Origin of the sequence: Catellatospora coxensis, assembly GCF_016862635.1 — a bacterium.
GTDB classification, from domain to species: domain Bacteria; phylum Actinomycetota; class Actinomycetes; order Mycobacteriales; family Micromonosporaceae; genus Catellatospora; species Catellatospora coxensis.
In genome coordinates, this window is record NZ_BONI01000005.1 from 1 (window position 1) to 16614 (window position 16614).

The following is a 16614-nucleotide window of genomic DNA, read 5'->3' on the forward strand; positions in this document are numbered from 1 at the left end:
AAACGCCTGCTGTCGGGGGCCGGCGTCCAGCTCGGCCTCACCGCGCCACAGCCGCAACGGTCCGAGAATCTGCAGACGCGGGGAGTCAAGGCCAGGCAGAGATGTAACGGGCTTGTCGACGGTATGTGTCGCGCGACGGCGTCCGTGTTCAGGGTGGATCCGGTCGACCGTGTCCTCCGTGCTCGGGGCCGATCGGATGATCATGGACATGGGTACGTCGTACCGCTCGCATCAGCGCATATGTCACCACGATCGTCGGTGTCGCTGAACAGGCCGATCATAAGCATCCCGATCTGGCCCGACGTGAGGCCGTAGTGGAGAGATGTCCTGGCGGCAGTAAGTGACATGGCCATGCCAGCATGAAACCAAGATGGTCCAGGCCGGACAATGAAGGAAAATACGCAGAACTTCGGTGCAGGATCCGTACCCGCCAGGACGGCCCGTGTCGCCCGGGCCTCGACGCGAGCCGGCTGAGCGCGCCGAGCACAAGCGGCCGGCAACGTTCTGCGGGTCGTCGTCATGGTCCTGTCCTCACGTTCGTCTCCGACGGCGCTCGGTTGAACAACCTATGGACGGGCACTTGACGATCAGTGAACGGCCGATTCACTCCGCAGAAAGTCGGGACTCGGCGTGCCGTTGAACCAGCGCGCCAAGGCCCGCCAGGGAAGGCTCTGGCCCGCGCACCCGCGCAGGCGAAACCAGCCCCGACGACGCGGGAACCGCACCCACCCCACCCCGGGTGAGGCGTGGACGCCCGAGAGGGGCGCTGTTTCACCACTCCAACGAGTGGTGAAACAGCGCCCCTCTCGGCATCAGCTCACCAACAGCCGCAATGACGACGTGAAGGTGCCCTCCCTCTCACGCAGCCCAGGGCATCGGGAGTGGGGGCGGGAAGGTGGAGGTCACGTCGACGGGGGTGCCGGACTGCTGCGAGTGGGCGGCGGCGGTGAGGATGTCGACGATGTGGGCGGCGTGCTCGGCCGAGCAGCGGTGCGGGCGGCCCTCGTTCATCGCGGCGACGAACTCGGCGATGCCGCGGCCCCACGGGATGCCCCGATAGGGGTCGCCGAGCAGCGGGACCGGCTCCGGGGGCAGGCCGGCGCGGATCTCGGAGTCGAAGTCGGTCCAGTCGGCGATGTGGATGGAGCCGCGTTCGCCGTGCAGCTCGATGCCGGACTGGCGGGTGCCCGCGCCGACGTAGAAGTTGGCGGTCAGGCGTACCGTCGCGCCGCCGGCCAGTTCCAGGACGACGACGGAGAAGTCGGGGGCCTGCGGGGAGAACATCTCGCCGGACAGGGTGACGCGGTCCGGTTTGAGGATCGTGCCGTACGCCCACACCCGGCGCGCGGGGCCGAGCATCGCGGTCAGCGCCGTCAGGGAGTAGACGCCCACGTCGAACAGCGGCCCGGCCCGGTACGGCCCCTGCGGGGCGGGGTGCCAGGTCTCGATCCGGTCGTGGTTGACCTCGGCGTACACCAGCTTGATCGGGCCGACGGCGTCGTCACGGACCAGCTTCCACGCGGTCTGGATCGCCTCACCGAGGTACGTGAACGGCGCGCAGCCCAGCCGCAGCCCCCGCGCGGCCGCCTCCTCGATCAGCGCCCGTGCTTCCGCGGCCGTCGGCGCGAGCGGCTTCTCGCTGAACACGTGCTTGCCCGCGCGCAGCGCCGCGGTGGTGACCGGAACGTGCGCCGACAGCGGGGTCAGGTTCACCACCATGTCGACCTTGTCGTCGGCGAGCAGCTCGTCGAGGCTGCCGTAGATCGGCAGGTCGTGGGCGGCCCCGAACGCCGCCGACTGCGCCGGGTCGTTGTCGTAACCGCCGAGCACCTCGATGCCGGGGTAGGTGCGCAGGTCGGTGAGGTAGCCGGCGGCGATGTTGCCCGTGCCGACGATGCCGATGCTGGTCAAGGCGCCTCGATTCCGCCGTCGGGCCGGCGTACCCGGGCCGACCATCGTTCGTGCAGGTGGGTGACGGCCGGGTACTTCGCCGCCGCCTTCTCGTCGACCTCGATGCCCCAGCCGGGGGCGTCGTTCGGGTACAGGTAGCCGCCGCGCGGGTCGAGCGTGCCGGGGAACACCTCACGCACCGGGTCCGGCCACAGGTGGCCCTCCTGGATCGAGAACGCCGGGCTGCTCACGTCCAGGGCCACGTTGCAGGCCGCGCCGATCGGCGACACGTCCGCGGGCGCGTGCCAGGCCGTGCCGACACCGGTCAGCTCGCACAGCGCGACCAGCTTGCGGGCCGGGGTCAGGCCGCCGATCGCCGAGATGTGCAGCCGCAGCAGGTCCACCCCGCCCCCGGCGACCAGCCGGGCCGCGTCGGCGACCGAGGCGACCTGCTCGCCGACCGCGATCGGCATCGGCGCGGCGGCGCGCAGCTCGGGCAGGCGGTCGTACAGCTCCAGCGGGATCGGGTCCTCCAGGAAGAACAGCCGGTACGGCTCCAGCGCGCGGGCCAGCGCCACGGCCTGCTTCACGGTGAGCCGGTGGTGCACGTCGTGCATCAGGTTCGGCTTCTCCCCCAGCACCTCCCGGGCCGCGGCGAACAGCTTCGGGGTGTCGCGCAGGTACTGCTGCACGTCCCAGCCGTCCGGGTACGGCGCGTCCGGGTAGCCGCCCGGGGTGCCCGGCGCGCCGTAGGTGCCCAGGCCGGGTCCGCCGGACTGCAGGCGCACGTGCCGGTAGCCGGAGTCGAGGATCTCCTGCGCGTGCTCCAGGGTCTGCTCGATCGTCGCGCCCGCGGCGTGCAGGTAGGTGTCGGCGGCGGCCCGCACCCGGCCGCCGAGCAGCTCGTACACCGGCATCCCGGCGCGCTTGCCGGCGATGTCCCACAGCGCCTGGTCCACGCCCGACAGGGCGCTGTTGAGCACCGGGCCGCCCCGCCAGTACGACGACAGGTGCACCATGCGGGTGATGTCCTCGATGTCGGCCGGGTGCCGGCCGATCAGCATCGGGCCGACGTGCTCGTCGACGGCCGCCACGACGGCGTGGAAGCGCTGCGTGAACGTGGCGCAGCCGTAGCCGTGCAGGCCCGGGTCGTTGGTGTCGACGCGGACGACGACCAGGGGCAGGCCCTCGGGGGCGGTGACGATGGCGCGTACGCCGGTGATCCGCAGGCCGTCCCGCGCCGCCCACGGCGCCTGCGTCTCCGCCATCACGGCCGGCGGGCCGGAGTCCGCCGCTTGCTGCTGTGACATGACTGTCCTTCAGGTGCGTCAGAGGCCGGAGACGCGAGCGGACGCCGTCCGGCGGGGATCATCGCGACCCTACCCGCAGCAGGGCTTTTCGCAAGATCCGGTCCACGGACGGGGACAGCGCGCGTCGGCTCGGCGTAATCACCCGTTCGAGTCGAACAGCAGGTCTCGATTCAGCTCGACCCACCGACCTCGTGGCCAAACTGACTTAGTCAATGGAGAATGGCCGGTGAAGGGCACGCCGGGCGGACGAAGCGCCCGGCGGCTGACATGGGGAGGATGAAGGGTGAACCGTACGCACGAGCAACGCCTGACCGCCCTCGAGAGCGAGGCGTTCCGCAACAACACCACGCGGTCCCCGGAGTCGACGGACGAGGTGGCGCTGCTCCGCGGCGCAGTCAACGAACTCTCCGCCGACCTGCGTGAACACCGCCAGGACACCAAGGAGCAGTTCGCCGCGGTGAACAGCCGTTTGGACGGCATCGACCAGCGGCTAGACCGCGTGGACCAGCGGTTCGACGGCCTCGACCAGCGGCTAGACGCCGTGGACCAGCGGTTCGACGGCCTCGACCAGCGGCTAGACCGCGTGGACCAGCGGTTCGACGGCCTCGACCAGCGGCTAGACCGCATGGATCAACGGTTCGACGGCATGGATCAGCGGTTCGACGGCATCGACGGGGTGCTGCGCGAAATCCTGACCATCGTCCGGCCCGCAGCGGACGCGACGGTTCCGGCACAGGTTGCCGGAGTGGCCGGCTGATCACCCGTCGGTCGCGGACCTCCCGGCTCGCTTCGGGAGGTCCGCGACCGAGCGCGCCGACGGGCGTACGCCTACAGCATCCGAGCGGTAGCCTGCATCGCCATGGGACGGTTGCCAGACGAGCCACGACTGCCGTCGATGTCTCCGGTGCCCGCCGCAGAGCGCAACGACTACCAGGGCAGTCGCGCGCTCACCGCCGTCAAGGCGCTGGCGGTCGCGACGCTGCTGGGCGTCATCGGGTACGTCGTGTTCATGTTCGTGGCGCTCAGCGGCCTTTTGAAGAAGTGGGTCGGTTGATGCCTGCCGCCTCTCCGCCGCAGCCCACGCCAGATTGCTGGCTGCACCCCGGTGTCGAGGTCGGCGCGTCCCCGATCTCCGGCAAGGGCCTGTTCGCGCGCACCGCCCTGCCGGCCGGGACCGTCGTGTCCCGGCTGGGTGGACACCTCGTGACCTGGGCGCAGCTACGAGACCTGTTCGCGCAGGCTGCCCGCGAGGGCTGCTATGTCGACACCGTCAGCGTCACCGACGACCTTCATCTCGTGCTGCCGCCACGCCGGCCCAACGGGTACGGCAACCACAGCTGCGACCCGAACCTGTGGTGGGTCGACGCGTACGCCCTCGCAGCCCGGCGCGACATCGCTCCCGGCGAGGAAGTCACCAACGACTACGGCACCAGCACGGCCGCCGCGGAGTTCCGCATGGACTGCGCCTGCGGTTCCACCCGCTGCCGGGGCACGGTCACCGGCCGCGACTGGCAGCTTCCGGAACTGCGGGAACGCTACGGCGATCACTGGATCCCGCTGCTGCTCGACCGCATCCGCGAGGCTTGACGAGGCGTGCTGCGGCGGCGAGGTGCGCGCGACCGCGCACCCGGCCTGTATAAAGACCCGCATGGCGGCTGGATCGAGTGGGCGAGCGGGCCGGTGGGCGATCCCGCTGTGGGCATGGTGGAGCGGTGTGGCCGTATTCGCCTTCGCACCCGTGATGCTGCTGGCGACCTCCGGGCACCGCAGCGCCGTGTTCCTCACCCTCGTGAGCCTCGGCTACGCGGTGGGACTCGGCCGCGCGCTGCAGCGCCGCAGCGCCGAGCGCGAGCGGACCGTGCCTACCGCGCCGGGGTCGGTGCCGAGCTGGTCGCTGCTGAAGGTCGAGGCCGTCGAGCTCATCGAGGACGACTGGCCCGGCATGGTACGGGTGCGGCTGGTCGACGCGGACGGCAGAGCCGCCACCTTCGTCGACAAGATCCCGATCTTCTTCGAGGAGTGGAGCGCCGCGACGGTGCTGCCCGCACCGGGCCATCTCCGGTGCTGGGTGCGCGGCCCCGTTCGCGACGGCGGCGGGCACCGACTTCTCGTGTCCACGGAGGTGGACTACGTGACGAGCGAGGACGGCCGCACCGAGTTCCGGGTCCGGCCGGATCAGGTCGAGGCGCCCTACGGCGTCTGGGCACGGTCGTGAGCGGGCGCGACGGACAGCGCGGCGCATGAAGAGTCCCCGGCCGCCGGTGGCCACCGCCGACGACCGAGGACTGCGACGGTGCGCGACGATCAGCAGCTGGCGAGCATGCTGTTGAGGGCGGACTTCTCGGCGCTGTCGACGGTGAGGTTGTAGTACCACTTCACCTGGATCCAGGAGCGGGCGTACGTGCAGCGGAACGACGACAGCGGCGGTTGCCACTCGGCCGGGTCCTTGTCGCCCTTGGCCTGGTTGACGTTGTCGGTGACGGCCCACAGCTCGGGCCCGCCGAGGTCGTTGGCGTAGGTCTGGCGCTGCGCGGTCGTCCACGCCCACGCGCCCGACGCCCACGCCTCGGCCAGCGGGACCATGTGGTCGATGTCGACGTCGGACGCGGCGGTCCAGGTCGCTCCGTCGAACGGGCTGTACCACGAGCCGGAGGTCGCGGCGCAGCTGCTGTTGACCACGACGCCGACACCGTCGCGCTTGAGGACCTGCTCGCGGGTGTTGCAGGCGCCGGTGATGGTGATCCAGTGCGGGAACAGGTCCCGGTTGTACGTGGAGCCGTGGGACTCGGCGGCGACGGTGAGTGCCGCGAGGCGGCTCACGGCCGTGCTGTAGGAGGGGATGTTGGGCGGGGTGGCGTGGGCCGGGGTCGCGGTGAGGGTGAGCGACATGGCCAGGGCGGCCGCGGTGGCGGCCACCGCTTTCAGGACACGGGACATTGGAGGGTCTCCCGACTGTCCGCCGCCGCGGCCGGATGGGGGTTCCGGACTGGGGTCACGATTGCGGACGGATGGACCATCGCAGATGGACGCCCGGAGATCCAGACCGGATCTCCACGACGGCATGAATTTCTTGCGAAACACCGCCGACGGACGTCACCGCCGCGCGATGGGAAGGGCACCTTCTTATACGCGGAGCGATAAGAAGGTGCCCTTCCTTGCCCTCGACGTGTCGGGAGAAGTTGACATGTCGGGGATCTCCGACGTATTGTTGCCGACTGTGACCACTGACGTGTTCAGCGCATTGGCCAATCCGGTACGCCGGCAACTGCTCGACTCGTTGCGCGAGGGCCCGCGCGCAGCGGGCGAGCTCGCCGGGCAGTTCTCGCTCAGCCGGCCCGCGGTCTCGGAGCACCTGCAGGTGCTGCGTGGGGCGGGACTGGTGCGCGAGGAGCCGCGCGGCCGCCACCGGTACTACCACCTGCAACCACAACCCCTGGCCGAGGTCGGGCAGTGGCTGCATCCCTACGAACACTTCTGGCGCGAGCGGCTCAGGTCGCTGCGCGACGTACTCGACGAGGAACTCTCATGACCGATTTTGCCGTGATCCGCTGCGACCAGTTCATCAGCCACCCGCCCGCGCGGGTGTGGCAGGCGCTGACCGACCCCGAGCTGCACGCCAAGTGGTGGGCGGCCGGCGACGTGCGGCCCGTCGTCGGCCACCGCTTCACCCTGGACATGGGCAACTGGGGTGAACAGCCCTGCGAGGTGCTCGCTGTCGAACCGGAGAAGCTGCTGAGCTACAGCTTCGCCACCGGTTCGCTGGACAACACCATCACCTTCCGCCTGGAGCCCGAGGGCACCGGCACCCGCCTGTTCTTCGAGCAGGCAGGCCTGGACCTCGACTCCCCGCTCGGCCGCACCGCCTACGAGGGCATGTCCCGCGGCTGGCCCGGCCTGCTCCGCCGCATCGAATCCGCCCTCGCCTCCTGACACCCCACCCCTGCCGCAACTCTTAAAGAGTCGCGCCTTCCGGACAGTCCGCAGGCCACGAGTCTTTAAGAGTTGCGGCAGAAGGGGGCGGTCAGGCCTCGCAGTTGGTGGGGGTTTCGGTGTTGGCGCAGATGTCGATGCCGGGGCCGGCGTCGGCGGAGTCGGTGCCGACGCCGCCGTTGACCAGGTCGGTGAAGGCCAGGTCGCCGGCCGCGGTCAGCTTGTCGTTGCCGGTCTTGGCGTCGGCGTGGACGGTGTCGTCGCCGGGGCCGGCGTTGATGGTGTCGCGCCAGCCGGTGCCGGCGACCGTGCCGGCCGTGGTGACGGTGTCGAAGTTGCCGTAGATCGTGTCGTTGTCGTCGCCGCCGGACAGGTTGTTGCCGGCCGCCTCGACGCCGAGCGCGCCGGCCACGTCGATGGTGAGGTTGCGGGCATCGCCGTAGACGGTGTCCGCGCCGGGGCCGCCGAAGACGCCGTCGGCGGCGAACGCCGCGCCGGTGGCCAGCGCGGTCACGGACACGTCGATCGCGTCGCCGTACAGGGTGTCGGCGCCGTCGCCGCCGTACAGGTAGTCGTTCCAGCCGACGCCGCCGACGACCGTGGGGAACTCGGCCGCGCCGAAGTCGCCGACGACGATGTCGTCGCCCGGCCCGGCGAAAACGGTGTCGTTGCCGCCGGCCGCGGCCGCGTCGAGCGCGGCGGACTCGCCGTACACGGTGTCGTTGCCCTCACCGGCGCAGATGACGTCGTTGCCGCCGAGGCCGCTGATCGTGTCGTCGCCGGCCAGCGCCAGGATCACGTCGTCGCCGGGTGTGCCGACGATGACGTCGGCCTCGGCGGTGCCCAGGTGGGTGACCGGCTTCTCGTTGCACAGCGCCACGGCGTGCGCGGGGGCCTGCACGGCGGCGAGGCTCAGGGCCGCGACGGCCACGGCGAGGGCGGTGCGCGCGATACGCATGGACGGTGCCTCCAGGTGTGTGCGGACGTACGCTCCCGGCGCAGTCGGGACACCACCCTGATGGCGGCACACACTGCCCGGGGCAATCCGAGATCAAATGCTATGACCGAACAAATGGGGCACCGTGGAACCACGCCGATCATGTCCTTGATCTGCGACTTCGATGCGACCTGGCATGATGCCCGGCATGACCGCCCCTGTCACCCCGGTTCCCGTCCGTCTCGCCCCCGTCGACGCCGCCAACTGGCGGGCCGTCACCGCGCTCACCGTCGCCGAGTCGCAGTCGGACTGGGTCGCCGCCCCCGCGTACTACCTGGCGCTGTGCCACTACGGCGAGGCCGGCTGGCGGCCGCTGGCGGTGCTGGACACCGACGGCGACGTCGTCGGCTTCCTCATGTGGACGGTCGACCCCGCCGACGGGGCGGCCTGGCTCGGCGGGATCATCATCGACGCGGCGCGGCAGGGCCGCGGGTATGGCAGCGCCGCGGTGCGTGCCGCGATCGCGCTGCTGGCGGCCGAGCACGCGATCACCGACTTCGCGCTGTCGTACGAGCCGGCCAACACCGCGGCCCGGCGCTGCTACGCGGGCATAGGTTTCGCCGAGACCGGCGAGGTCGAGGACAGCGAAGTCGTGGCGCGGCTGCACGTCGCGGGCTGACGGGCGGCGGCGCCCCGGTCCGGGTGCTAGCGTGGCCCGCCATGGCGCACTCGATGCCCGCACCGCCCGTCGTCGCCGACGCCGACCTCGACGCCTGGTGCCGGCGCTGGCTCGGTTCCGGGGTCGACCAGACGCTGTTCACCGTCACCCACCTGTCCGCCGTCGTCGGGGTGCGGCTCAAGGACGACCGTGAGGTGGTGGTGAAGGTGCGCCCGGCCGCGCCCCGGCTGGCCGTGTGCACAGCCGTGCAGCAGGCGCTGTGGCACGCGGGCTTCCCGTGCCCCCGGCCGCTGCTCGGCCCCGTGCCGTTCGGCGGATACGCGGCCCACGCCGAGGTCCTCGTCCCCGGCGGTGAGGTCCTGCCCGTCGGCGGCGACGCGGTCGAGCGGTACGCGGCGCTGCTGGCCGACCTGGTCCGGCGCGCGCCCCGGCCGCAGGTGGCGGGCGTGCTCGCGCCGCATCCGCCGTGGACGGCCTGGGATCACGAGTACGGCGGGGTGTGGCCGCCGCCCGACGACCGCGACGCCGACCTCAACGCCCAGCCCGACAGCGCCTGGCTCGACGACGTCGCCCACCGGGTCCAGCAGCGGCTGCGCGCCCTGCCGGCCGGTCCGACGGTCATCGGGCACGGCGACTTCTACGCCGAGAACCTGCGCTGGCGCGACGGGCAGCCGTGGGCGGTCCACGACTGGGACAGCCTGATCAGCGCACCGGAGGCGGTCGTGGTGGGGCTGGCCGCCGCGGTCTGGCCGATCGGGGTGGTGCAGCGGCCCGCCACGGTCGCCGAGTCGGCGGCCTTCGTCGAGGCATACCAGCAGGCTTCGGGCCACCGGTGGAGCGCCGAGCAGGTGCAGGCGAGCTGGGCGGCCGGGCTGTGGGTCGACGCGTTCGACGCGAAGAAGCTGGCTCTGGACGGCACGGTGTGGCTGACCCCCGAGCACGCCGAGCAGCGCCTGGCCCTGGCCGGGGGCTGAACCCGCCCCGCCTCGCGACGCCGGCGGGTGTCGGCGATGCTGTGGGTGTGGAGTACGTGTCCAGAGTGCCGCGACCGCCGCTGGACGGGCTGATCGACGACCTCTACTACCTGGCGGGCGCGCCGCCGTACGCCCGGCTGACGCTGCCGCCGATGCCGGGAGCGCTGCTGATCGTCAACCTCGGGCCGCCGTTCCGCATCCGCGCCGGAGCCGACATCGAGACGGCCGAGTACCCCGACGGCTGCGTGATCACCACGCCCACCCGCGCGTTCGAGTTCGGCTACCCGCCCCGGACCCGGTCCGTCGGTGCGCACGTCAAGCCGTGGGGGCTGGCGCCGTTCCTGCCGATGCCCGCGGCCGAGCTGTGCGACCGGCCGGTGACGGTGGAGCAGGTCTGGGGCCGGCCCGCCGTCGCCGAGCTGCGAGACCGGCTGGCCACGGCGGCCGGGCCGCACGAGATGCTGACGCTGCTCGAGGAGGAGCTGACGCGGCGGCTGTGCGAGACCGCCGGGCTGGGGCTGGTCCGCCATACGAGCAGCGTCATCGCGGCGGCCGGCGGGGCGGTGGCCATCGGCGACCTGAGCGCGGCCGCCGGTGTCAGCAGCACTCACCTGGCGCAGCGGTTCAAGGAGCTCGTCGGCGTCACGCCGAAGCGGCTGGCCCGCACCCAGCGCTTCACCGCCGCCATGCTCGCGATCGACTTCGCCGGACCGATCGACTGGGGCGAGCTCGCCAATGGCGCGGGCTACTTCGACCAGGCCCACTTCGGCCACGAGTTCCGGGCGTTCACCGGGCTCACACCGACCCGGTACGCCGAGGTCCGGCGGCGGTTCCTGCGCGAACATCCCGGCAGCGCGCTGGACGGCTGGCCGCTGCCGGCCGATTGATTTCTTACAAGACCCGCAGCTCACGACGCGCTAATTTGAGGGCGACCCCGAAAGCAGAGGAGAGCCCCGTGGGCAAGGTGGTCATGTACAGCTCGGTGTCGGTGGACGGCTTCATCGCCGACGACGACGACCAGCCCGGACCGCTGTTCGACTGGCTGTCCGCCGGTGACGTCCCGCTGGACGACAGCGGCGTGCTGAAGGTGTCGCAGACGTCCTACGACCACACCCGGCCGTACTGGAACCAGATCGGGGTGACGGTCGCCGGCCGCCACGTCTTCGACATGACCGACGGCTGGGACGGCAAGCCGCCGGGCGGGATCGACCACGTGGTCGTCGTGACGCACCGGCCCGCGCCCGAGGGCTGGGACCCCGAGGCGCCGTTCCATTTCGTCGACGGCGTCGAGGCGGCCATGGCCAAGGCGCAGGAGCTCGCCGGTGACCGCCTGGTCGAGGTCGCCGCGGGCGACGTCGGCGGCCAGGTGCTCGCCGCGGGCCTGGTCGACGAGGTGCGCATGGACGTCGTGCCCGTCGTGTTCGGGTCCGGCAAGCGCTTCTTCGGGTCGGTCCACGCCCAGCACCTGCTGGAGGATCCCGACGTGGTGATCCAGGGCGGGCGGGTGCTTCACCTGCGCTACCGGGTACGCCGTTGAGCGAGCAGGCGCAGCCCACGATCCTGGTCGTGATCAGGGGGAACTCCGGTTCGGGCAAGTCGTCGGTCGCGAGGGCGGTGCGGCTGGCGTACGGCCGCGGCTGCGCCCTGGTCGAGCAGGACCACCTGCGCCGCATCATCCTGCGCGAGCGCGATGACCCCGGCGGCCTGGCCCCGGCGTTCATCGACCACACGGTGCGCTTCCTGCTCGGCAACGGCTACCACGTGGTCCTCGAAGGCATCCTGCTCGAACGCAAGTACGGGGCGATAGTGCGCGCGCTGCTGGCCGAGCACCGCGGGCCCAGTTCGGTGTTCTACCTCGACATCCCGCTCGAGGAGACGCTGCGCCGCCACGCCACCCGCCCCCAGGCGACCGAGTTCACCCCCGACCAGATGCGCGGCTGGTACACCGAACGCGACGTGCTCGGCGTCGACGGCGAGCACGTCATCGGGCCGGAGTCGGCGTTCGCCGACACCGTCGCGCTGATCGCCGCCCGGTCCGGGCTGGCGTCCGCATCGCCCGGCCCGGACTCCGAACCCGCTGTGCCACCGGCCCGGCGGCAATAATGACGTTGCGCCCGGCTGCCCGAGATCAGCAGGATGGCCGCCATGCCGATGCTCGAAGCGACGGTGGCGTCCGCCGTCGCCGAACTGCTGTCGCTGACCGGCGAGGACGACGAGGACCGCAGGTGGGAGCTGGTCAGCTGGTTGCACGGATACGGTGGCCGCCCGGCGCTGGACGCCGCCACGCGCCTGTCCGGGCACACGGAGCCGTCGCACCGGCAGGCTGCCGCCGACATCGTCAGTCAGCTCGCCGCTGGGCCGCGCCGGCCGGCAAGCGAGGGCCCGTACCGTGACGAGGCGCTGGCACTGCTGCTGAGCATGGTCGAGCACGAGCAGGACCCGCAGGTGCTCGGCTCGATCACCACCGGCTTCGGGCACATCGGCGACGAGCGGTGCCTGGAACACCTGGCCAGGCTGCACGTTCATCCCGACGCGACGGTCCGCTTCGGGGTCACGTACGCACTGGTCGGGAGGCCGGAGCCGGAAGCCCTGGACCTGCTGATCACGCTGTCGGCCGACAGCGATCCCGACGTGCGCGACTGGGCCACGTTCGGGCTGGGCCGGCAGACCGAGCAGGACTTCCCGCGGCTGCGGGACGCGCTGGCCGCCCGGCTGAACGACGACGACCCCGACACGCTCGCCGAAGCCGTCGTCGGCCTGTCGCTGCGCGGCGACACCCGGGCCATGCCGGCGCTGCTGGCCGCGCTGGAACTCCCGCCCGTGCGCCACGGCGTCGACCTGACCGCCGAGGCGCTGTACGCGATGGCCGCCGCGACGGCCGACCCCCGGCTGCACCGGCACCTGATCGCCGACCGGGACGCCCGGCTGCGGCGTGCACCGGACGAGGAGGTGCCACCGGAGCGGCATGCGGCCGTGGTCATCGAGCGGCTGCTGCGTGCACCGGGCGAACAGCTGCCGGAGGAACTGCTGGCGGCGCTGGCCCGCTATCCCGCCGACGGCGAGCCGGGCTGAGTCAGCGCAGGTAGGGGTCGAGCAGTTTGCGCGCGCCGAGGGCCAGCAGCTCGTCGGCGGCCTGGCGGCCCAGCGCGGGCGCGGCGGTGCGGTCGCCCGCGACGACGGTGCTCAGCGTCCGGTCGCCTTCCGGCGCGTACACCGCGGCGCGCAGGGTGACCGTGTCCCGGTCGAGGGTCGCGTGCCCGCTGACGGCGCTGTCGCAGCTCGCCCCGAACCGGTGCAGCAGTGCCCGCTCGGCCAGGCTCACATCCCGGCTGTCCGGGTCGTCCAACGCCATGACCAGGCTGTACGCCTCACCTGACGTCCGGGTGGCGACGACGATCGTGCCCGCGCCGACGGCCGGGCCCATCAGCTCGGCGGGCAGCACCTGCGTGATGCGGTGCTCCTGGCCGAGGCGGCGCAGGCCGCACGCGGCGACCACGATCGCGTCGACGTCGCCGGAGTCCAGGCGAGCGATGCGGCTGTCGACGTTGCCGCGGATCGGCTTGACCCGCAGGTCGGGGCGGGCCCGCAGCAGCTGCGCCTGGCGGCGTGCCGCGCTGGTGCCGACGACCGCGTCGCGGGCGAGCTGGTCCAGCCGCAGGCCGCCGCGGCTGATCAGCGCGTCCCAGGGCTCGTCGCGGGGCAGGTAGGCCGCGACGCAGACGCCCTCGGGCAGCGCGACGTCGCCGGGGATGTCCTTGAGGCAGTGCACCGCCAGGTCGATGTCCCCGGCCTGCAGCAGCGCGTCGATCTCGCTGGTGAACGCGCCCTTGCCGCCCGCCGTGGCGAGGCTGCCGGTCCAGCGGTCGCCGTGGGTGGACACGGGCACGATCCGCACCGCGAGGTCCGCGTGCGCGGACTCCAGCTCGCGGGCGACGTGGCGGGCCTGCGCCAGGGCCATGGTGCTGCCCCGGGTGCCGAGGCGGACGGTCGTCGTCACCTGAGGAACCCTACGGCCAGGCGACATGAACAGGCCGTGAAGCGATCCAGGCGTGTCGTGCGGAAGCTTTTCTTCAGGATGAACGACGGCATTGACGTACTTCTGCGGGCGTGATCTGATCTCGCGAACCGTTCTCACATTCCACTTCGGAGAGGAAGCTCAGTGCTGAGACTTCGCAAGGCGTTGGCGGGCACCGCGGCCGTCGCGCTCGGCTGGGCCGCGTTCGCCGTCGCCGCCGCCCCTGCCACGGCCGCCCTGCCCACGGCTGCCGTCGCTGTCGGCGACAGCTTCATCAGCGGCGAGGGCGCGGGCGCGTACACGTCCGTCGTCGACGTCAACGGGGTCGCCCAGGGCTTCCCCGGCTGGTCGGCGCCGAACCCCAACGCCTACTTCTGCCACCGTTCGGCCAACGCGTCGCTGAACAAGGCCGCCCTGTCGGGCATCAACGCCCGGTTCAACCTGGCCTGCTCGGGCGGCCAGCCGTACGACATCGCCAACGCCTCCAACACCCGCACCAGCGGCCGGCAGGTCGCCGCGCAGCTCGACCAGCTGCGGGCGGTGGCGCAGACCCACGACATCGACCTGGTGCTGGTCGGCCTCGGCTCCAACAACAGCTCGTTCACCTTCGGCGACGTGGCGACGCTGTGCGCCAACCGGTTCATCGCCGACGCGTGGACCGGCTGGTGGGAGTTCTGGGCCTACCTCAACGGGCCGGTGCCGCAGGAGCCGTGCACCGACGCCGACCTGGCCAGCGCCGCCGAGGTCGCCGCGGCCACCACGGAGACCACCAACGCGCTGCGCCAGCTGATCACGACGCTGAACCAGGTCGACGCCGACGGCCAGCACCGCATCGTGTTCCAGGACTACACGAACCCGCTGCCGACCGACGTCTACAGCTCGTTCATCGAGCAGGACGGCCGCGAGGACGACCGGGACAAGTTCCGCGACCTGGGCGCCGAGCGCTACGCCGCGGGCTGCCCGATCCACCGCGCCAGCCTCGCCCCCGGCCACCGCTTCTCGGCCAACCTCGGCAACGTCGTGCGCAACTCCCACGCCAACCTGTCCGCCGAGTTCCCCGGCCAGGACCTGGTCTACCTCAACGTGCAACGGGCCTTCGACGGCGCACGCCTGTGCGAGAACGGCAACAGCCCGACCGGCGCGCTGGCCACCCCGGTGCGCGTGATGGACGGCCCGACCGGCACGCACATCACCAGCCTGTCCGGATACGACAAGATCGCCATCCAGCGCATGGCCAACGCCTGCGTGACCTACTTCCAGACCTGCCAGGAGTCCTGGCACCCGAACGCGGCCGGCCACGCCGTCCTCGGCCAGTGCCTCGCCGCCGCGGCCACCACCGCCAACCGTTCGATCGCCTGCATCCGCAACGCCAACGGCACCCTCACCTTCCAGTGACGACCTGACCAAAGCAAGGGCACCTTCACATCGCTCCGCGATGTAGAAGGTGCCCTTCTTAACACCAGCGGGACGTGGGCGCAGGTCACAGGCTCAGGGAAACAGCCACGCCATCGCGGCGACACCCCGGTCCAGGTAGCCGGCCCGGCCGGTGTCCACGCCGTAGGCCAGGTCCTCGAAGACACTGCACCGGGCGTAGAAGACCGCACGTTCGGCGAGCGCCTCGGCGCCGGCCGGATACCGGCCCAGCGCCGCCCGCAGCGCCACCGGGCCGAGATCGCGGTGCAGCAGCCCGAAGTCGTACGCCGGATCCACGAGCGCGGCGTCGCTCCAGTCGATGACCCCGGTGACCGTCCAGCCGGCCGGGTCCACGAGCACGTGCTCGATGCCCAGGTCGTTGTGCGAGAACACGAGATCGTGCCCCCGCTCGGGTGGCGGTGAGTCGAAGAACTCCGCCACCGCGCGGCGGTGCGCCGGCGGGACGTGCTCGGCGACCCCCTCGTGCAGCTCGGCGGCCTCGCGAAGCCACTCGGCGGGCGGCTGGTCGTCGACGTCCACCAGCCCGCTCCACCGCTCGACCGGCTGGGCGTGCAGCGCGGCGATCCATTCCCCGAGCGTCGCCGCGATCTCCGCGCCGTGCTCCGAGCAGCCCGGCCCAGACAGCTCGGACAGCGGCACGCCGGGCAGCTTGGCGTAGGCCAGGCAGCCCAGCTCAGCGGCGGCGAACACCGGTTCGGGCACGGGCAGCGGACTGACCCGGGCCACCGCCGACAGCAGCCGGGCCTCGTGCCCGATCAGCTCCGCCCGCCGCACCGGATCGGGCTCCCTGCTGAACCGCACCACGAGCGCGCCGTCGACCTCGTACGCCACGTTCTCCAGGCCCGCGCCCAGCTCGACCACGGCGCCGATCCGACGACCGGGCAGGTGGACGGCCAGCACATCACGGACGTCGGCGATGGAGGGTCGGCTCGACATCCCTCACCCTAACCGCCGGCATCGCCTACGGCGCGGCCGCCAGCGCCGTACGCAGGTCGCCGACCACCGCGAGCGCGTCGGCGGCATCACCGGTCTCCTCCCACAGCTCCCGCCACTCCGAGTCGTCGCCGACGACCCGGTCCAGAGCCCGCACCGCCAGCGCCGCGACATCCTCGGGAACGACCAGGGCCTCCCCTTCGACCAGGAAATCCGGCGCGTACGCCGAGGTCAGCGCTTCCGCTCCGGGCCGCTGGGACACGATGACCGCGGCCGCCGCGACGGCGCGGACCCCCAACCGGTCGTCGAGGAATCCCACGTGATCCGCCACCTCCGCCAGCGTCTGCCGGATGATCCCGAGCCGCTCGGCAGGGTCGGCGTCGTTCAGGCCGCCGCACCAGTCGGCGGCGCTGTCGTTGTCGAACGGACCCGAGTCCCAGGTGCCCACCATTACCTCCTCCGCAGGGCGCAGCGGGACCGTACCGGCCGCATGCGACAACTCCCCGGCCGCG

21 protein-coding genes are annotated in these 16614 nt (G+C 71.9%); 13 read left to right on the forward strand and 8 right to left on the reverse strand.

Annotated elements, in window-relative coordinates:
• The 3 genes from Cco03nite_RS03690 to Cco03nite_RS03700 form a co-directional block, all read right to left on the reverse strand.
• Nucleotides 1–210, reverse strand: a 210-nt coding sequence (locus Cco03nite_RS03690) for a hypothetical protein (RefSeq protein ID WP_203688503.1), incomplete at its 3' end; no start/stop codon positions are given.
• Nucleotides 211–858: 648 nt separating this feature from the next.
• Nucleotides 859–1911 carry a Gfo/Idh/MocA family protein gene (locus Cco03nite_RS03695; protein WP_203688504.1) on the reverse strand — a complete coding sequence of 351 codons (1053 nt, stop codon included), beginning with the start codon at nt 1909–1911 and terminating at the stop codon, nt 859–861.
• Nucleotides 1908–3200, reverse strand: coding sequence for an enolase C-terminal domain-like protein (locus Cco03nite_RS03700; protein ID WP_239167088.1), 1293 nt, complete (start codon nt 3198–3200; stop codon nt 1908–1910). The genes Cco03nite_RS03695 and Cco03nite_RS03700 overlap by 4 nt, the downstream gene beginning before the upstream one ends.
• Nucleotides 3201–3483: 283 nt before the next feature.
• Here Cco03nite_RS03700 and Cco03nite_RS03705 point away from each other — a divergent pair, with 283 nt between their 5' ends.
• From Cco03nite_RS03705 to Cco03nite_RS03720, 4 genes are all read left to right on the forward strand, one after another.
• Nucleotides 3484–3957: a hypothetical protein gene (locus Cco03nite_RS03705; RefSeq protein WP_203688505.1), complete on the forward strand. Its 474-nt coding sequence runs from the start codon at nt 3484–3486 to the stop codon at nt 3955–3957.
• Nucleotides 3958–4059: 102 nt separating this feature from the next.
• Entirely contained in the window at nt 4060–4254 is a 195-nt protein-coding gene (locus tag Cco03nite_RS03710; RefSeq protein WP_203688506.1) for a hypothetical protein, read from the forward strand.
• Complete coding sequence (locus Cco03nite_RS03715) at nt 4254–4787, forward strand: SET domain-containing protein (RefSeq protein ID WP_203688507.1); 534 nt, start codon at nt 4254–4256, stop codon at nt 4785–4787. The genes Cco03nite_RS03710 and Cco03nite_RS03715 overlap by 1 nt, the downstream gene beginning before the upstream one ends.
• 127 nt (nt 4788–4914) lie before the next feature.
• Nucleotides 4915–5415 (forward strand): hypothetical protein, encoded by a 501-nt coding sequence (locus Cco03nite_RS03720; protein ID WP_203688508.1) that lies wholly within the window; start codon nt 4915–4917, stop codon nt 5413–5415.
• A gap of 89 nt (nt 5416–5504) precedes the next feature.
• Here the strand turns inward: Cco03nite_RS03720 and Cco03nite_RS03725 are convergent, their stop codons facing one another.
• On the reverse strand, nt 5505–6137 hold the full coding sequence (locus Cco03nite_RS03725) for an HNH endonuclease family protein (RefSeq protein WP_203688509.1): 633 nt from the start codon (nt 6135–6137) through the stop codon (nt 5505–5507).
• Between the two features lie 280 nt (nt 6138–6417).
• Between Cco03nite_RS03725 and Cco03nite_RS03730 the strand changes: the two genes are divergently transcribed.
• On the forward strand, nt 6418–6729 hold the full coding sequence (locus Cco03nite_RS03730) for a metalloregulator ArsR/SmtB family transcription factor (RefSeq protein WP_239167089.1): 312 nt from the start codon (nt 6418–6420) through the stop codon (nt 6727–6729).
• Complete coding sequence (locus tag Cco03nite_RS03735; protein ID WP_203688510.1) at nt 6726–7130, forward strand: SRPBCC family protein; 405 nt, start codon at nt 6726–6728, stop codon at nt 7128–7130. The genes Cco03nite_RS03730 and Cco03nite_RS03735 overlap by 4 nt, the downstream gene beginning before the upstream one ends.
• 91 nt (nt 7131–7221) lie before the next feature.
• Here Cco03nite_RS03735 and Cco03nite_RS03740 read toward each other — a convergent pair whose 3' ends face one another.
• A complete protein-coding gene (locus Cco03nite_RS03740; RefSeq protein ID WP_203688511.1) occupies nt 7222–8088 on the reverse strand; it encodes a calcium-binding protein in 867 nt (288 codons plus the stop codon).
• Nucleotides 8089–8275: 187 nt separating this feature from the next.
• On the opposite strand from Cco03nite_RS03740, the gene Cco03nite_RS03745 reads away from it, so the two are divergent.
• From Cco03nite_RS03745 to Cco03nite_RS03770, 6 genes are all read left to right on the forward strand, one after another.
• Nucleotides 8276–8746 (forward strand): GNAT family N-acetyltransferase, encoded by a 471-nt coding sequence (locus Cco03nite_RS03745; protein ID WP_203688512.1) that lies wholly within the window; start codon nt 8276–8278, stop codon nt 8744–8746.
• Between the two features lie 41 nt (nt 8747–8787).
• Nucleotides 8788–9720, forward strand: coding sequence for an aminoglycoside phosphotransferase/kinase family protein (locus Cco03nite_RS03750; protein ID WP_203688514.1), 933 nt, complete (start codon nt 8788–8790; stop codon nt 9718–9720).
• Between the two features lie 47 nt (nt 9721–9767).
• On the forward strand, nt 9768–10607 hold the full coding sequence (locus Cco03nite_RS03755; RefSeq protein ID WP_239167090.1) for a helix-turn-helix domain-containing protein: 840 nt from the start codon (nt 9768–9770) through the stop codon (nt 10605–10607).
• Nucleotides 10608–10675: 68 nt separating this feature from the next.
• Entirely contained in the window at nt 10676–11257 is a 582-nt protein-coding gene (locus Cco03nite_RS03760) for a dihydrofolate reductase family protein (protein WP_203688516.1), read from the forward strand.
• Nucleotides 11254–11823 carry a kinase gene (locus Cco03nite_RS03765; RefSeq protein ID WP_203688517.1) on the forward strand — a complete coding sequence of 190 codons (570 nt, stop codon included), beginning with the start codon at nt 11254–11256 and terminating at the stop codon, nt 11821–11823. Before Cco03nite_RS03760 ends, Cco03nite_RS03765 begins: the two co-directional genes overlap by 4 nt.
• Nucleotides 11824–11865: 42 nt before the next feature.
• Nucleotides 11866–12792 carry a HEAT repeat domain-containing protein gene (locus Cco03nite_RS03770; protein ID WP_203688519.1) on the forward strand — a complete coding sequence of 309 codons (927 nt, stop codon included), beginning with the start codon at nt 11866–11868 and terminating at the stop codon, nt 12790–12792.
• Nucleotide 12793: 1 nt separating this feature from the next.
• Here Cco03nite_RS03770 and hemC read toward each other — a convergent pair whose 3' ends face one another.
• Nucleotides 12794–13717, reverse strand: coding sequence for a hydroxymethylbilane synthase (hemC, locus tag Cco03nite_RS03775; RefSeq protein WP_203688521.1), 924 nt, complete (start codon nt 13715–13717; stop codon nt 12794–12796).
• A gap of 162 nt (nt 13718–13879) precedes the next feature.
• Here hemC and Cco03nite_RS03780 point away from each other — a divergent pair, with 162 nt between their 5' ends.
• The gene (locus tag Cco03nite_RS03780) at nt 13880–15130 is read left to right on the forward strand and encodes an SGNH/GDSL hydrolase family protein (protein WP_203688523.1); all 1251 of its coding nucleotides are present in this window, start codon (nt 13880–13882) and stop codon (nt 15128–15130) included.
• Nucleotides 15131–15223: 93 nt separating this feature from the next.
• Here the strand turns inward: Cco03nite_RS03780 and Cco03nite_RS03785 are convergent, their stop codons facing one another.
• Nucleotides 15224–16105, reverse strand: a complete 882-nt coding sequence (locus tag Cco03nite_RS03785) for a phosphotransferase family protein (protein ID WP_203688531.1) — start codon at nt 16103–16105, stop codon at nt 15224–15226.
• A 25-nt stretch (nt 16106–16130) separates the two neighbouring features.
• Complete coding sequence (locus tag Cco03nite_RS03790; RefSeq protein ID WP_308440651.1) at nt 16131–16553, reverse strand: DUF4259 domain-containing protein; 423 nt, start codon at nt 16551–16553, stop codon at nt 16131–16133.
• Nucleotides 16554–16614: the final 61 nt, after the last annotated feature.

Bases quoted from the DNA above. Each gene is read 5' to 3' on its own strand.
- Cco03nite_RS03700 (WP_239167088.1), bottom strand. From the start codon at position 3,200: ATGTCACAGCAGCAAGCGGCGGACTCCGGCCCGCCGGCCGTGATGGCG.
- Cco03nite_RS03750 (WP_203688514.1), top strand. From the start codon at position 8,788: ATGGCGCACTCGATGCCCGCACCGCCCGTCGTCGCCGACGCCGACCTC.
- Cco03nite_RS03790 (WP_308440651.1), bottom strand. From the start codon at position 16,553: ATGGTGGGCACCTGGGACTCGGGTCCGTTCGACAACGACAGCGCCGCC.
- Cco03nite_RS03710 (WP_203688506.1), top strand. From the start codon at position 4,060: ATGGGACGGTTGCCAGACGAGCCACGACTGCCGTCGATGTCTCCGGTG.
- Cco03nite_RS03715 (WP_203688507.1), top strand. From the start codon at position 4,254: ATGCCTGCCGCCTCTCCGCCGCAGCCCACGCCAGATTGCTGGCTGCAC.
- Cco03nite_RS03725 (WP_203688509.1), bottom strand. From the start codon at position 6,137: ATGTCCCGTGTCCTGAAAGCGGTGGCCGCCACCGCGGCCGCCCTGGCC.
- Cco03nite_RS03735 (WP_203688510.1), top strand. From the start codon at position 6,726: ATGACCGATTTTGCCGTGATCCGCTGCGACCAGTTCATCAGCCACCCG.
- Cco03nite_RS03785 (WP_203688531.1), bottom strand. From the start codon at position 16,105: ATGTCGAGCCGACCCTCCATCGCCGACGTCCGTGATGTGCTGGCCGTC.
- Cco03nite_RS03740 (WP_203688511.1), bottom strand. From the start codon at position 8,088: ATGCGTATCGCGCGCACCGCCCTCGCCGTGGCCGTCGCGGCCCTGAGC.
- Cco03nite_RS03770 (WP_203688519.1), top strand. From the start codon at position 11,866: ATGCCGATGCTCGAAGCGACGGTGGCGTCCGCCGTCGCCGAACTGCTG.
- Cco03nite_RS03745 (WP_203688512.1), top strand. From the start codon at position 8,276: ATGACCGCCCCTGTCACCCCGGTTCCCGTCCGTCTCGCCCCCGTCGAC.